Consider the following 14246-nt stretch of genomic DNA (forward strand, 5'->3'; position numbering starts at 1 on the left):
GTCCTGAGCGAAGTCGAAGGACGCCTTCGGCGCATTCTTGCCCTCGCATGTTGCTGCAATTTATTCAGACCTTGAGGAAAACTTAAGGAAGGTATGCTTTGCTAAGAATGCAGTTCTCCATCCTGCGACAAGTAATTCACAAAGAATGCATCGAATTCGGCATCTGAAGAAATGATCTCTTAAAATTTTTAGAACACTGGTGCCGAAGGCGTCCTTCGGCTTCGCTCAGGACAGGCTAGCTGGACTCGCAGTCCCACAATTCTATGGAGGATTTTTGAACGATTACATTGTTTCTGTATTGCTCGGCATTGTGGAAGGCTTAACTGAATTTCTTCCCGTCAGCTCGACGGCCCATTTGCGCATCAGCGAGGCTTTGCTGCATATTGACCTCACCGATCCTTACTGGAAGATGTACACGATCGTCATCCAGCTGGGCGCGATTCTGGCCCTGTTGTGGATTTTTTCCGGGCGCATCATTAATTTTCTGCGGACATTTCCCAACGGCGAACAGCATGACCGTACCATCTGGAACCACCCGCTGACGCTGACGATTGTGGCATTCATTGTGACTGCCGTTCCATCGCTCCTGCTGACCAAGGTGATTGGAAAGAATCTTGAAAGCATCCGGGTCATGGCCCTTGCGTTCATCATTGGCGGCGTGGTGATGTGGGCAGTTGATTTGTGGAGCGACCGCACTGAGCCTGCAACGAAGCATGTTGAGCAGATGTCGCTTGGGCAGGCCATCTGGATTGGATTTTGCCAGATCGCCTCGGCGGTATTTCCAGGCACATCGCGTTCCATGTCGACCATTTCCGCTGGACAGCTTGCTGGGATGTCACGTCCGGCAGCCCTGGAATTCAGCTTCCTGGTTTCTATCCCTGTCATGGTCGCCGGAACGGGATACGAATTGCTGAAGACACTTCATCCCAAGCACCTGGAAGGCGGAGACGCGATCACACCCCTGGTCATCAACTCCCATGGATGGGTCATTCTGATCATCGGCTTGGTCGTTTCGTTTATCGTGGCGTTCGGCGTGGTCGAATGGTTCCTGCAATGGGTACGCAAGCACGGATTTGTGCCGTTTGCCGTGTATCGCATTATCCTGGGGATTCTGCTGCTGATCTTCGGAGCAAAACTGGCCTGAACAGGGTACAGCGCTCAGAAAACATTGACGACGATATGGCTGAATCGTACCAGGACCTGAAAGTTTGGCAGCGTGCGATTCAGCTGTGTGTTGTCCTGTACAAATTAACGAGTCAATTTCCGCGCGAAGAAATCTATGGATTGACCAGCCAGCTTCGACGGGCTGGCGTATCTGTAGCCAGCAATATTGCCGAAGGATATGGTCGCTCTTCGAGAGGCGAATACAAGCATTTTCTCGGAATGGCACGGGGGTCTGTGCTAGAGATACAGACTCAGATTGTTATTGCAAGGGAGCTTGGCTTCGCCGATGCAACAATTCTGAGCGAAGCTGAAAGCTTGTCGCATGAAATTGGCCGAATGCTGTGGGTGATGCTGAGGAAGTTTTCTGCACCCTGAGCGCTGTGCGCTGCACCCTGAGCAATGCCTGTTCTCTCTTTGGGTTCCCCCTTCGATTTTTCATCGAGGGAACCCCTTCCTCGTCTGAAATAATAAAAGTGCTCTGGGGGTTCGGAACAGCGAAAAGCATACGTGTCTCCAATGAAGCCCCTTAAACTGGTTCTTACGCCAACGCGCAGCCGCCGCCTGAACGAGATGATCGGGCTGATGGTGCTGGTTGTCGCCGGCCTCCTGCTTCTCGCGCTCTTCTCTTATCACCCAACGGACCCGTCGTTCAACACCGTCGTCGGCGACCCCGGCGCGCGTCCTCAGAATTGGACTGGCCTTGTCGGCGCGTATGTAAGCGACATTCTGCTGCAGCTTGAAGGTGCGGCAGCCTTCTGCCTGCCGCTGCTGCTGGCTGCTCTTGGCTGGACATGGATGCGTTCCCTGCCCGCAGGCTCTCCGCTGGCAAAGGTACTTGGTGCGGCGCTTACGTTGCTCTTTGTGCCCACGATTTTTGGACTGCTGCCCGGGCATCCGCGCTTCCTGCATGGGCTCCCGATTGAGGGCCTCGTCGGGCGGCTGATCACCGACACGCTTGTCCATTACTTGAATTATCCCGGCGCGTGTATCTTCGCCATCGCCATGGTGGCCGTGGCTGTCTATCTTTCGACCACCTTCAGCTTCAATACGGCGCGTGAGTGGCTCTCGATCCGCTTCGCCTTCATCATGGCCTGGCGTGACCGCTTGGCGAACTGGAAGCTCGAGCGCGCCCGCCGCCGCGAAGAGAAGCGAGCCGCGCGTGAACAGGCGCAGCGCGAGAAGGAACTGGCAAAAGGGCTCAAGCGTGCGGCCAGACAGGAAAAGCTCGATCTCAAGAAGCAGCCTGCTGCGCCCCCCGCACCAGCGCCGGAAGAAGCACCGATACCTGCGCATCGCCAGAGCGCGTTTGCCGAAATGGCCGTCGAGCCTCCTCCGCAAAAAAGCGTGTGGGAACAGATGCCGCGCGCGACCGTGCCTGATCCTGAACCGGAGCCAGAGCCTGAACCCGAGCCACCTGCAGCGCCCAGCATCGCAGTGAAAGGACGCGCCGATGCCGATGTGCGCACCGTAACCGTCGCGCCTAAATCGCACAACGGATTCCGCCTGCCGCCCAGCACGCTGCTGCATCGCAGTGAAGATACACAGGTGGTCCGCGAAGAAGAGCTGCGCGAAGAGGCGCAGGTGCTGGTCGAGAAGTGCGCGGAATTCGATGTCCACGGGCAGATCACGCAGATCAATCCCGGCCCGGTGGTCACTACGTTCGAGTTCAAGCCGGAAGCAGGCGTGAAGTACAGCCGCGTCACCGGCCTGGCGGAAGATCTCTGCCTCGCGATGCGCGCCGAAAGCATCCTCATCGAGCGCATGGCGGGCAAGAGCACGGTCGGCATTCAGGTGCCGAACCGCGAGCGCGAGACCATCTGGCTGCGCGATGTGATTGAAGCTGAGAATTTTGCTCATTCGAAGAGCAAGCTGACGCTGGCGATGGGCAAGGACATCAACGGCCGCATCGTCATTGCTGATCTGGCGACGATGCCGCACGTTCTGATCGCAGGCTCCACGGGTAGCGGCAAATCGGTTGCGATCAACGCCATGATCATGTCGGTGCTCTACAAGGCAACACCTGAGCAGGTGCGCATGATCCTGGTCGATCCCAAGCGCGTTGAGCTGGGAATGTATGAAAACATTCCACACCTCTTCACGCCGATCATCACCGAGCCCAAGCTCGCGGCCAATGCTCTCAGAAACGCTGTCCGAGAAATGGAGCGCCGCCTGAAGCTGCTGGCCTCGCGCAGCGTGCGCAACATCGACCAGTACAACAAGCTCTTTGAAAACGGCACGCCCAGCCTCTTCGACGAACAGGAAGAAGAGAAGCCGCTGCCCTACATCGTCATCATCATCGACGAGTTGGCCGACCTGATGATGCTCGACAAAGCCAACGTCGAAGAATCAATCACGCGTCTCGCACAGATGGCGCGCGCTGTTGGCATTCATCTTGTACTGGCAACACAGCGGCCTTCGGTCGACGTTATCACCGGCCTCATCAAGGCAAACGTCCCCACGCGCATGTCCTTCCGCCTGGCCACCAAGGTCGACTCACGCACCATCCTCGATTCGAACGGCGCGGAATCACTGCTCGGACGTGGCGACATGCTCTTTCTTCCTCCGGGAACATCGCGCTTGCAGCGTGTACACGCTCCGTTTGTGACGGAAAAAGAAATCGCCGCGGTTACAGATTTCTGGAAGAAGCAGGGCGAAGCCGAATACGTGCAGGGCTTCCTCGAATCGCCCAGAGATGAGAAGGGCCGCGAGCTCGACATGGATGGCGACGGCGAAGACACGAACGACGAGCTTTACGAAGATGCAGTACGGCTCATTCTGGAATTCGGCAAGGCTTCGACTTCCCTGCTGCAGCGCCGTCTCCGCATTGGCTATGGACGCGCTGCGCACCTCATCGACATGATGGAGCGCGACGGCATCGTAGGCCCAGCCGAAGGCTCAAAGCCGCGCGAAATCCTGAAACCGCCAGACTGGCTGAACGAAGTAGAACAAGCCCTCCACTAGGGGGACTACGCGTCCAGCGACACGCGCCTTTGGCGCCATTCCTGCTTCTACTTGCGGTATTGATTTTCTTACCGCTCCCGTTGGTCGCTTTGTTGGCGATTTATCTGCAGTTGTCATCCTGAGTGGAACGAAGGATCTGCTTTTTGCACCAGTAGCCATAAACGTGGGTGCCCCATCATTTCGCGTTTTTTGCGACAGGGTGGGAAGCAATACCTTCATTCGCTCTTCTGCTGCTTTCGCAGGTTGAGCCAGTCGCGCTGATAGGCAAAGCTAACAGTGAGCAGCAGCGCTCCCAGGCCAAGAAAGCTGAGGATGCGGTATCCCTGGCTGAGCTGCCGCGTATCGACGATAAAAACCTTGCCGATGCTGACCGTAATCAGAACAAGCGCCTGCCAGCGCAGAAAGGCTGTCTTCTTCCAGAACCCGACAGCAAGCAGCGCAGCTCCAAAAAGCATCGTCCATGCCGAGTAGCTGAACTGCTCATACATCCTGTACTCATTCAGTCGACTCAGCGGCCAGACTTGCCCAGGCGGCAATTGAAACCGCCAGTAGGAGTGGATCTCCAGGCAGACGGCGATCATGATGAGTGCGTTCACGGCGATGACCGCTCCGCCGGCGATAGCGCGCCATGGCAATACATCTCCGGGTTTGTCTTCTGATGCAGCTTTGGCTGCGATCCACGCTGAAAACGCGAATGCTGCGATGCCTGCAAGATAAGCGGCAAAGCGCTCGTTGAAGACAACCATCGCTGATGCTGCAGGGTTCTCGACAATCAAGGCAAAGAACCCGAGCAGCAGCGCGCAGATCGCAAGCACGCGCAATGAGAGCAAATGCAGACGGCGCGCCAGCCACATAAGAGCTGCGCCTTCGACCAGCCATCCAATCGTGATCCAGCGGCCCTGCAGCTCCAGAGGAACCGCAATGGTAAGAAAAACGACCGCGATTGCCCGGTGTACGGAAGACAGGATGTCATGCCTGCCTTGAGTTCCCTGCCTTTCCGGAACCCATAAAAGCATGAAATAAAACGCAGCGAAAACAACAGCCATTCCGGGTTGCGCCCACCGGCGTCCAGGCTCTTCAAGAAGACTGTAGAACTCGAGAAATCCAAACGCGGCATTTACCAGCGGCAGAGCAACGAGCATAATGTCGTCCGGCATGGCCGCGCCTCCGGCTGCTCGCATCTTCGGAGCAACCGCAAAAAGCAGAAAGAATAAAGCAACAAAAAATGCCGTCTGCCAGAACTGTGAATCGTTGTAGAAACGGAAATACCAGGCAACGCTATAGAAGACCGTGCCGGCAAATGCTCCAAACAGCAGCCTTGACCACGGACGCAGCGCAATCAGCACGAGCACTGCGACATCGAGCAGCAGCAAATAGCTGAAGAGTATGAACTGATTGTTTTCTCCAGTAGAAAGCAGCAGCGGCGTAATAAAGCCGCCGACAATCGCGTAGAACGCGAGCAGCTCTGCATCCTGTACCCAGCACAGGAAGCCGTTCCACGCTGTCACCAGTGCCATCCCGACAAAAGCAACGCCATATGGGATGAGGTGGTATAGCTCAAACGCAGCCCACAGCGAGAGATACAGAATGCCGCTGCCGATGGCCTTCAGCGAGTATGCAAATGCAGGATATCCCTTGCTGCGAAAGCGCTCTGACCACACGACCAATCCAACGCCAGCGATGAGGCCAACCAGCACGCGCCCCAGCGGCCCGATCCAGTGATTATCGATGGCGAATTTAAGGAACCACGCCATGCCGATCAGCACAGCGAGAATGCCGACGCGATTGAAGATCTGAGAGCCGATGCGGCGTTCGAGCGAGCCTTTGCGTTGCGGTTCTGCCGCAGCGGCAGCAATCACCGGAACACTCGCCTGCTGCTCCACGCGAGGGATTGGGTTGGCCTGAGCCTGCTCCAGACGCCTGACGCGCTCGGTCAGCTCCGCGACCTGGCGCCTCAGCTCATCAACATCATTGCTCATCCCGTTCAATGTACAGGTAAAGCAATAAAAATGGGAGCCGGCGAGCGGCTCCCATTGTGGTGATTTACATCGATCAATAGGTCAGCTTCAAGCCAAACTGGATGATGCGCGGCTCATAGGTGGTTGTAATCTGCCCGCCGCCTGTCGGGCTCGATCCCTGCGTACCGCTGATGCCGCCCGGCAGATAAAAGTTCGTGTGGTTGAAGAGATTGTAGAACTCGGAACGGAACTCGACCTTCAGGCTTTCAAGAGGAGTGGTGAATTTCTTGTTCACTGCAAGGTCGGCTTCATTGTAAGGAGGCGTGCGGCCCGGATTGCGCGATGCATTGCCAAACGGGCTGAGCACATTTCCGGCAGCGTCCCTGATTCCCGGCAGCGCAAAGGCATTCAGGTTGATGTAATTCACATATCCGCTGCCCGCGGCACGGTTTGACGTGCCCCGTGTCACCTTCTGGCCAGGCACCCGATTCGGACGATATTCGTTGGCTCCGCGGTAAGTTGCGGAAATCTGCTGAGAAACCGCCTGCGCGCTGTTGGGCGAGTAGGTTACGTTGAAGGGTGTGCCCGCCTGCGAGGTATTGATGGCGCTGATCTGCCATCCGCCCACAACGGCATTCTCGATTCCATTGACATTCGAGAGGAACTGCTTGCCATGCCCGAAGGGAAGCTCATAGACCAGGCTGGTTACATTCGAGATCGGCAGGTTATAGTCCGACTGCGAGTAATCCGCCGCAATGTTGAAAGCATTCTGCGGCGAAGGCGTGTTGCCTTCGAGCGATGCGCTGGCATTGTCGAGCGAATGCGACCAGGTGAAGGAGTTGAGCAATGTGAGGCCGCCTACGAAGCGCTGCTCATAACGTACCTGCAGCCCGTTGTAGTTGGACCAGAACTGGTTCAGAGCCTCGGTGATGTCGCTTGGCCAGTTTCCAAAGGGACGCTTGAAGCCATTGGCCGGGTCCTTCTGGTTTCCGTTCATGAAGCCCTGCAGCTTGAGTCCATGGTTGCCGACATAGGCAACGTCCAGCACTGTGTTTTTGGCGAGCTGCTGCTGAACGCTGAAGAAATAGCTTTCAACATAGCTGTCCTTGGTATCTTTCGGGACCCAGGTAATGTTGTCGGTCGCCGGATTGAAGTTTGTGACCAGGCCTGAAGGATATCCCTGGCTGGCTGTGGCATAGCAACTCGGTGTCACGGAGTTGATGGGGATAATCTGCGCAGGCAGCGGAGTGCTGCACTGGTTTGTTGTAGTCGGAGCAATCTGCGTCACAGCGGCAAACTGTGCCTGCGGTGCATTGATGGCAAGGATATCGCCCGAACCGGCGCGAGTGTAATGCACGAACGACATGCCGAAGCCGCCGCGGATCGCCGTCTTCGGAGTAGCAGCATAGGCAAAGCCGATGCGTGGACCGAAGTCGTTCAGGTCCGGGTTCACCAGCGTCTTGCCATAAACACCATCGCGGCTGATAGGTGTAATGCCGTTGCCAGCGACCGCTCCCGGCGTAATGGTCAGCACGCTCTGCGAAACGGGATCGAAATTGGAGATGTAATTTTTATCTTCCGAATAGGGCGAGCCGTACTCCCAGCGGAGACCCAGGTTCAGCGTAAGGTTCGGCATCACCTTCCAGTCGTCCTGCGCATAAGCGCTATGCATGTTCTGCCGCAGGTGCACTACGAAGTAGTTGGCCAGCTGATAGCTGCTTGTCGTGCCGAACAGGAAGTCGGCCCAGTAGTTATCGGAAACGGTAGGAGCGGTAGCGGACACCTTGCTGTAGCCGCTGCCGTAGGTCCATGAACCGTAAAGAGGGTTGTTGTCGTTGACGGCCATCCAGATACGCTCGAACTCATAGCCGAACTTCAGCGAATGTCTTCCCTTGACCCATGTGAAGTTGACCTTGGGATCAAGCAGAGCCGGGTTTTGCCATTGCGGATTGGTGACCTGGCGACCGAAGGCCGTGAAGCCGGTAATTCCGATGCCCGGCAAGCCGCCGGCAATCGTCGGGTCCGAGGGCAGGCCCGGAATCGAGAAGGCATTGTCTCCGATGGAAAGCGTGAACTTGCCTGCCTTGGTGCGCGATAGCCCAAGACGCGCGTCCAACACCTTATTCCCACCGAAAAGGTGGGTATAACCCAGCGCTACCTGCTGATCGAGTACCCGGATCGTTCCGTTCGTCTGGCCGTCGAGAGGCAGAGGAATCGCAGGATAGTTGACGCCTGTTTCCTTGCGGTCACTGACGCGCAGGAACCAGGAGCTGCTGACATTCTGCTGCCAGTCAAGGCGCAGGTCACCTTTATCGGAGTTATCGGTAAACGGGACCTGGACCGGATAGTCATTCGAGGCCAGGCCGGTCGAAGACGCTCCGGCAACAGGAAGTCCCGGAATCTGCTTGAAGAAGTTCACGATCTGCAGCGAAGTGGGATCGAAGGCGCTGGTCGGAATCGGAGTGTTGGCCGGGTAAACGGCTCCCGTAAGAGGGTTTTTTACATCTGTCACGAGAATGCCGTTGAGCTCATTCTGTGTGGGCAGCGTAAGAACGCTCAGAGGCTTCAGCGTCTGGCGGAAGCCTTCGTAGTCGAGGAAGAAGAACAGCTTGTCCTTGAGGATCGGGCCGCCGACGTTCATGCCGAACTGGTTGCGGTTGAAGGTCGGTTTCTGGAATGGAGTGGTGCCGACCGTAGGCTTGAAGAAGCCAACCGCGTTCAGGTCGGTATTGCGGATGAACTCATACAGCATGCCATGGAACTGGTTGGTTCCGCTCTGCGAGGCAACGTTGATCGTCGCGCCTGAGGAGCGGCCGTATTCCGCGCTCTCGTTATTGGTGACAATCTGCCACTGCGAAACTGAATCCGGCGGGATGGCGATGATCTGGTTATCAAAGCCCTGGTTGCTCTCGCCGTAAGCATTGTTGTCCATGCCGTCGAGTAGAAAGTTGTTGAACATGCTGCGCTGGCCATTAATGTTGTAGGCTCCGGCGCGCACAAGGCTGTTGACGGAGCTGGTCATCGCAGCGGTAGGAGCCTGACGCGAACCTGTAACGAGGCCCAGCAGGTCAGAGTAGTTGCGGCTTACCAGAGGATAGGCAGCGCTCTGGTAGCCCGTGATCACCTGGCCGCGCTGGCTCGACTCGGTTTCAAGCTGCAGCGCCACGTTGGTGACTTCGACCGTCTCCGACGCCTGGCCTACCTGCAACGTCAGGTCGATACGCTGGCGGCTGCCGACTGAAAGTGTGACATTGTCCGCTACAGCATTTGAGAATCCCTGCATTGAAGCAACAACGCGATAGACACCGACGCGCAGCGAAGGGACTTCCCAGTCGCCATTGCTGTTGGTTGTGGTCTTGCTTTCAATTCCTGTAGCCGTGTTAGTTACAGATATCGAAGCTCCGCTGATGTTTGCTCCTGTGGAATCGTGAAGCGTACCCAGGAGGCTTCCATTTTCATATTGCGCTCTTGCAGCCATGGAGAATAAAAACAAAGCCAGGCCTGCCAGAAAAAGGCGTACTAATCCTAATTTTTGTGGTTTCATGTGGTTACCTTAGCGGCCTGTCTGAAATAAATGTTTAATTTAATGTGAATGCAAGATGAATGGCGCCGAAATTAGTGAGTCTGTTGGTAACACTAATTTCCGAAATTGGTTGCTCCAGCAAGATTAGATTTCACGATTATTTTCAGGCCGAAGCACGGTCATTTCGGCTATCCCTGCCTGTTCCAGGAGCATCTATTTATCAGCGGCAATATGCCGGCGGTTTCCGCTGTCATGTTGCCTTTTTTGCTTCACTGGCAACACGGAGTTTGATCATGAAAAAACAATTGCTTCTCTCTGCACTTTTTGCATTCACCATGTGCGGTCTTGCCCGCGCCCAGGAGCCGAACCCTGCGAGCTCCTATAAATGGCCGCAACAGGGACAGACGCCTCAGCCGGAAGTGCGCGAGGGCGGAGTTCCTGTGTATCGCATCGAGGTTGTGGGGCGTGACATTCCCGCGGTGAACTATTTTCATCGCAGCGGCAAGACAAAGATCGGCCTGGCAGGCACAAGCCTTCTGCCCGACGCCAAGGGCTCCGCGATAGTCGAGAGCCGCCGCGGACGCACAGTCATCGAAGCCAAGATGAAAGGCCTGAAGCCCGCCAATGCTTTCGGGGTGCAGTACCTCACTTATGTTCTGTGGGCCATCACGCCGGATGGACGTCCGGTGAACCTGGGAGAAATCCTTCCTGAAAATTCGGAGAATGAAATCACTGTGACAACCGACCTGCAGACCTTCGGCCTGCTAGTAACGGCTGAGCCATATTTCGCTGTCACCATGCCGAGTGATGTAGTCATCATGCAGAACTATGTTCTCAAGGACGAGACCCAGGGCATGGTCCAGCCCATCAACGCGCACTTTTCGTTGCTGCCCCGCGGCGCCTACGGCGAAACCAGCGGCCAGCACTCCACTCGCGAGCTGATTACGCGTAACGATCAGTGGCCCCTTGAGCTCTATGAAGCAGTCAATGCCGTACAGATTGCCGAAGCAGAGGGCGCAGGCAAGTACGCCAGTGAGACCTTTGCACAGGCAAAGCAGCAGCTGCAAAATGCCATGGACATGCAGAACCATGAGAGCCAGCGTAAGCAGGAAATCAGCTATGCCCGCGCTGCTGTCCAGACTGCCGAGGATGCGCGCATCATGACCATTCGCCGCAAGAAGGCTGAAATAGAACGGGCAAAGGCGGGGCCAACGGCTCCCGCGCCGCAGCCTGCAACCAATCCGAATTCTCCGCATCAATAACCAACTCTTCCCTCAACCCTCATGAGGCTGCCCGGCGTCGGGCAGCCTCTTTTTGTTACACTCGCATCCCGCACGCACCTGTGCTTATCTAAACTCGTATGCGCATTGCATTTCTTGGTTTAGGTCAGATGGGCTCGCCCATCGCTTCCCACCTTTTGAAAAACGGGCACGAGCTCACCGTATGGAACCGCACTGCCTCCCGCACCAAAGCGCTGGTCGAACAAGGCGCGCAGGCCGCGAGCGCTCCCGCAGAAGCCGTCAAAGAGAGCGAGGTCGTCTTCAGCATGCTGATGGATGACCGTGCGCTTGAAGAAGTCGTGTTTGGCGACGGTTTGATTGAAGCCATCCCTGAAGGCGCGATCCATGTCGCACAGAGCACCATCAGCGTGGAGCTTTCGCAAAAATTGACCGTGGAGCATACGGCGCGCAAGCGGATCTTCGTCGCCGCGCCGGTCTTTGGGCGGCCCAACGTTGCTGCCGATGGAAAGCTGTGGACAGTGGTTGCAGGAAAACAGGAGGCCGTCGGAAAGATAAAGCCCCTGCTCGATACCTTCAGCCGTGGCGTCACCGTTGCAGGCGAAAAGCCTTATAAGGCCCACGCACTGAAGATAGGCGGCAACTTCCTCATCACCGCCATGATTGCCTCGCTCAGCGAAGGCTTCGTCTATGCCGAATCGCAGAGCATCGATCCTGCGCTCTACGCAGAGGTGGTCAACTCCGCACTCTTCCAGTCGCCTTTCTACGCAAACTATTCGAAGATCATGCTCAACCCTCCTGAAGCTGCGAGTGCAAGCCTCGCCATCGGGCAGAAAGACATGCGGCTCTTCCACCAGGCGGCCGCAGCCACCAATACGCACACGCCATTGGCCGACCATTTTCTGGAGCAGATCAACGACGCAATCGAAGCTGGACTGAGTGATCGTGATTGGGCCGCCGGATATTATCAGTTCGTCCGCAGCATCTCGAATAAAAGTTAACTCCAAATATTGTCATCCTGAGCCCTTCGACTTCGCTCAGGGTAAACTTCGTCGAAGGACCTGCTTTTCGTCCGTTCAACCACCAGTCATAACATCAGCTACGATGATCACCATGGAAAATCTGAAGAACAAGATTGTCTTCATCACCGGAGCAAGCGCCGGCATCGGCGAAGCCACTGCCCTTGCCTTCGCTGCGGAAGGCGCGCGTCTTCTGCTGGCTGCGCGCCGCATAGATCGCCTGAACGAGATCAAGCCGAAGCTGACAGAAGCAGGCGCAGCCGATGTCCATACCTTCGCACTCGATGTACGCGATGCGGCACAGGTGGCAAAGCAGTTCGACGCGCTTCCCGAGGAATGGAAGGCCATCGATATCCTCGTCAACAATGCGGGCCTGAGCCGCGGTCTCGATAAGCTCTACGAGGGCAAGCTCCAGGACTGGGAGGAGATGATCGACACCAACGTGAAAGGCCTGCTCTATGTGACGCGGGCTGTCGTTCCCGGAATGGTGGCTCGCGGGCGCGGGCACGTGGTCAACCTCGGCTCGACTGCCGGCGAGCTGACCTATCCCGGAGGCGGAGTTTATTGCGCCACCAAGGCCGCTGAGCACTCCATCAATGATGGCCTGCGCCAGGACCTTCTAGGCACGCCGGTGCGCGTCACCAGCATTGATCCCGGTATGGTTGAGACTGAATTCAGCAAAGTGCGTTTTCGCGGCGATACAGGGCGCGCAGCCAAGGTCTATCAGGGACTGACGCCGCTTACGCCGACCGACGTTGCCGAGACGATCGTCTGGGCTGTATCCCGGCCGGCGCACGTCAACATCGCGCGCGTACTGATGACCAGCATCGACCAGGCAAATTCTCTCTTGTTCAACAGGAAATAGGATGCCGCACCCTGTCGCATTGATAGGGACAGGGCGGGAGAGGAAGGAAGACTGCGGCGCGAACCTCTACGAGATCGAAGACAGCTTGGTCTCGATATCCGTCAAAGCCGCTTCCAGCGCTGCCCTGCGGAGCGGACTTGACGTGCGTTCATCGAGAATCCGCTCGCGCTGCAGTTCCAGTTCCTGACGTTGACGTTTCCGCGCTGCCTCTGCAGCCGCATCCGGTTTTCCGTCGATTATCGCTGAAGCGCTTTGCATCTCTGCCACCTGTTCCTCCACTGATTTGCTTTCCCATCCACGGGCCATGTCTCTATGGTATCGCTACACTGCGCATCATTAAAGGGAATATCTCCATCTACATAGTTATCAGCACTATGGGAGACGATGAATGAAAGCCTGGCAGATCCCGGCATTTGGCATTGAAAATCTTGCATTGATGGAAAAGTCCGATTCGAAACCCGGCCCGAAAGAAGTTCTGATCAAGATCCACGCCGTTTCGCTGAATTACCGCGACCTGATGGTCACACTCGGCAAATACAACCCCAAGATGCGTCTGCCGCGTATCCCTGCCTCTGATGGAGCAGGCGAAGTCGTCGCAGTGGGCGAGGGTGTAACGCAATTCAAGACCGGCGACCGGGTTGCTGGAATCTTCATGCAGAACTGGCTCGAAGGGCCGCCGAGTGCTCAGAAACAACATGGCGCGCTGGGTGGAGACATCGACGGCATGCTGGCCGAATATGTCGTGCTGCCGGAAAGCGGCGTCGTTTCTGTCCCCGGGCATCTCTCATGGGACGAAGCCGCCACTCTGCCCTGCGCCGGAGTCACCGCGTGGAATGCCCTGGTGCATGCAGCCAGAATCAAGCCGGGCGATACCGTCGTAATTCAGGGCACAGGCGGTGTATCCATCTTCGCGCTGCAGTTTGCGAAGCTGCTGGGAGCGCGCGTCCTCGGCACATCGAGCAGCGATGAAAAACTAGCCCGCGCCAAAAAGCTTGGCCTCGATGCAGGCGTTAACTATAAGCAGAATCCTGACTGGACGAAGTGGGTGCTGGAACAGACTGGAGGCGAAGGCGCCGATCTGGTGGTTGAAGTCGGAGGTGCGGGGACCTTCGTGCAGTCACTCAAAGCTGTGCGGGTGGGCGGCACCGTGGCGCAGATCGGTGTTCTCAGCCAGTCCAGTGAGCCGCTGCAGATCACACCCATTTTGCACAGACAGATTCAGGTACATGGCATTTATGTTGGCTCCCGCACCGATTTTCTTGAAATGGATAAGGCCATAGTCGAAAACCGTCTTCATCCCATTGTGGATGAGGTATTTGCCTTCGCTGATGCACCAAAAGCGCTGCAGCGCATGGAGTCTGGCGCGCACTTCGGCAAGCTTGTAATTCATGTAAATTAATGAGTCTCCGAACTGCGCTGGGAGCGACATTTTTGCCCGACTTGCATCTTATCTGGTGTACGTCAAGGCCATTGTTGTTGGACTGAAACGTTAGATTCTTCATAAGCACTATGAAGGCG

Annotated in this window: 10 protein-coding genes; 7 read left to right on the top strand and 3 right to left on the bottom strand. The window is 56.5% G+C overall.

Annotation, left to right across the window (positions count from 1 at the left end; all coding sequences use genetic code 11):
• Positions 1-274: 274 nt before the first annotated feature.
• The 3 genes from AC5S16_RS04795 to AC5S16_RS04805 all read left to right on the top strand — a co-directional run bounded on the left by AC5S16_RS04795 (position 275) and on the right by AC5S16_RS04805 (position 4125).
• On the top strand, positions 275-1144 hold the full coding sequence (locus AC5S16_RS04795; protein ID WP_493928891.1) for an undecaprenyl-diphosphate phosphatase: 870 nt from the start codon (positions 275-277) through the stop codon (positions 1142-1144).
• A gap of 35 nt (positions 1145-1179) precedes the next feature.
• Positions 1180-1539 (top strand): four helix bundle protein, encoded by a 360-nt coding sequence (locus tag AC5S16_RS04800; RefSeq protein ID WP_493928892.1) that lies wholly within the window; start codon positions 1180-1182, stop codon positions 1537-1539.
• A gap of 141 nt (positions 1540-1680) precedes the next feature.
• A complete protein-coding gene (locus AC5S16_RS04805) occupies positions 1681-4125 on the top strand; it encodes a DNA translocase FtsK (protein WP_493928893.1) in 2445 nt (814 codons plus the stop codon).
• Between the two features lie 215 nt (positions 4126-4340).
• Here the strand turns inward: AC5S16_RS04805 and AC5S16_RS04810 are convergent, their stop codons facing one another.
• Together AC5S16_RS04810 and AC5S16_RS04815 are read right to left on the bottom strand one after the other, a co-directional pair.
• The gene (locus AC5S16_RS04810; RefSeq protein ID WP_493928894.1) at positions 4341-6104 is read right to left on the bottom strand and encodes a DUF2339 domain-containing protein; all 1764 of its coding nucleotides are present in this window, start codon (positions 6102-6104) and stop codon (positions 4341-4343) included.
• Between the two features lie 73 nt (positions 6105-6177).
• Positions 6178-9627: a TonB-dependent receptor gene (locus AC5S16_RS04815; RefSeq protein WP_493928895.1), complete on the bottom strand. Its 3450-nt coding sequence runs from the start codon at positions 9625-9627 to the stop codon at positions 6178-6180.
• 272 nt (positions 9628-9899) lie between these two features.
• On the opposite strand from AC5S16_RS04815, the gene AC5S16_RS04820 reads away from it, so the two are divergent.
• The 3 genes from AC5S16_RS04820 to AC5S16_RS04830 all read left to right on the top strand — a co-directional run bounded on the left by AC5S16_RS04820 (position 9900) and on the right by AC5S16_RS04830 (position 12728).
• Positions 9900-10868, top strand: coding sequence for a DUF4398 domain-containing protein (locus tag AC5S16_RS04820; RefSeq protein ID WP_493928896.1), 969 nt, complete (start codon positions 9900-9902; stop codon positions 10866-10868).
• Between the two features lie 98 nt (positions 10869-10966).
• Entirely contained in the window at positions 10967-11845 is an 879-nt protein-coding gene (locus tag AC5S16_RS04825) for an NAD(P)-dependent oxidoreductase (protein WP_493928897.1), read from the top strand.
• Between the two features lie 112 nt (positions 11846-11957).
• A complete protein-coding gene (locus AC5S16_RS04830; RefSeq protein ID WP_493929192.1) occupies positions 11958-12728 on the top strand; it encodes an SDR family oxidoreductase in 771 nt (256 codons plus the stop codon).
• Between the two features lie 66 nt (positions 12729-12794).
• On the opposite strand, the gene AC5S16_RS04835 is transcribed toward AC5S16_RS04830, so the two are convergent.
• The gene (locus tag AC5S16_RS04835; RefSeq protein WP_493928898.1) at positions 12795-12995 is read right to left on the bottom strand and encodes a hypothetical protein; all 201 of its coding nucleotides are present in this window, start codon (positions 12993-12995) and stop codon (positions 12795-12797) included.
• A gap of 121 nt (positions 12996-13116) precedes the next feature.
• Here AC5S16_RS04835 and AC5S16_RS04840 point away from each other — a divergent pair, with 121 nt between their 5' ends.
• Positions 13117-14127 (top strand): zinc-dependent alcohol dehydrogenase family protein, encoded by a 1011-nt coding sequence (locus tag AC5S16_RS04840; protein WP_493928899.1) that lies wholly within the window; start codon positions 13117-13119, stop codon positions 14125-14127.
• Positions 14128-14246 lie beyond the last annotated feature (119 nt).

The organism is Acidobacterium sp. FHG110202_01, from assembly GCF_059115305.1.

What these genes read in the sequence shown, in the direction of transcription:
- AC5S16_RS04800 (WP_493928892.1), top strand. Translation starts at nt 1,180, where the DNA reads ATGGCTGAATCGTACCAGGACCTGAAAGTTTGGCAGCGTGCGATTCAG.
- AC5S16_RS04805 (WP_493928893.1), top strand. Translation starts at nt 1,681, where the DNA reads ATGAAGCCCCTTAAACTGGTTCTTACGCCAACGCGCAGCCGCCGCCTG.
- AC5S16_RS04810 (WP_493928894.1), bottom strand. Translation starts at nt 6,104, where the DNA reads ATGAGCAATGATGTTGATGAGCTGAGGCGCCAGGTCGCGGAGCTGACC.
- AC5S16_RS04815 (WP_493928895.1), bottom strand. Translation starts at nt 9,627, where the DNA reads ATGAAACCACAAAAATTAGGATTAGTACGCCTTTTTCTGGCAGGCCTG.
- AC5S16_RS04820 (WP_493928896.1), top strand. Translation starts at nt 9,900, where the DNA reads ATGAAAAAACAATTGCTTCTCTCTGCACTTTTTGCATTCACCATGTGC.
- AC5S16_RS04825 (WP_493928897.1), top strand. Translation starts at nt 10,967, where the DNA reads ATGCGCATTGCATTTCTTGGTTTAGGTCAGATGGGCTCGCCCATCGCT.
- AC5S16_RS04830 (WP_493929192.1), top strand. Translation starts at nt 11,958, where the DNA reads ATGGAAAATCTGAAGAACAAGATTGTCTTCATCACCGGAGCAAGCGCC.
- AC5S16_RS04840 (WP_493928899.1), top strand. Translation starts at nt 13,117, where the DNA reads ATGAAAGCCTGGCAGATCCCGGCATTTGGCATTGAAAATCTTGCATTG.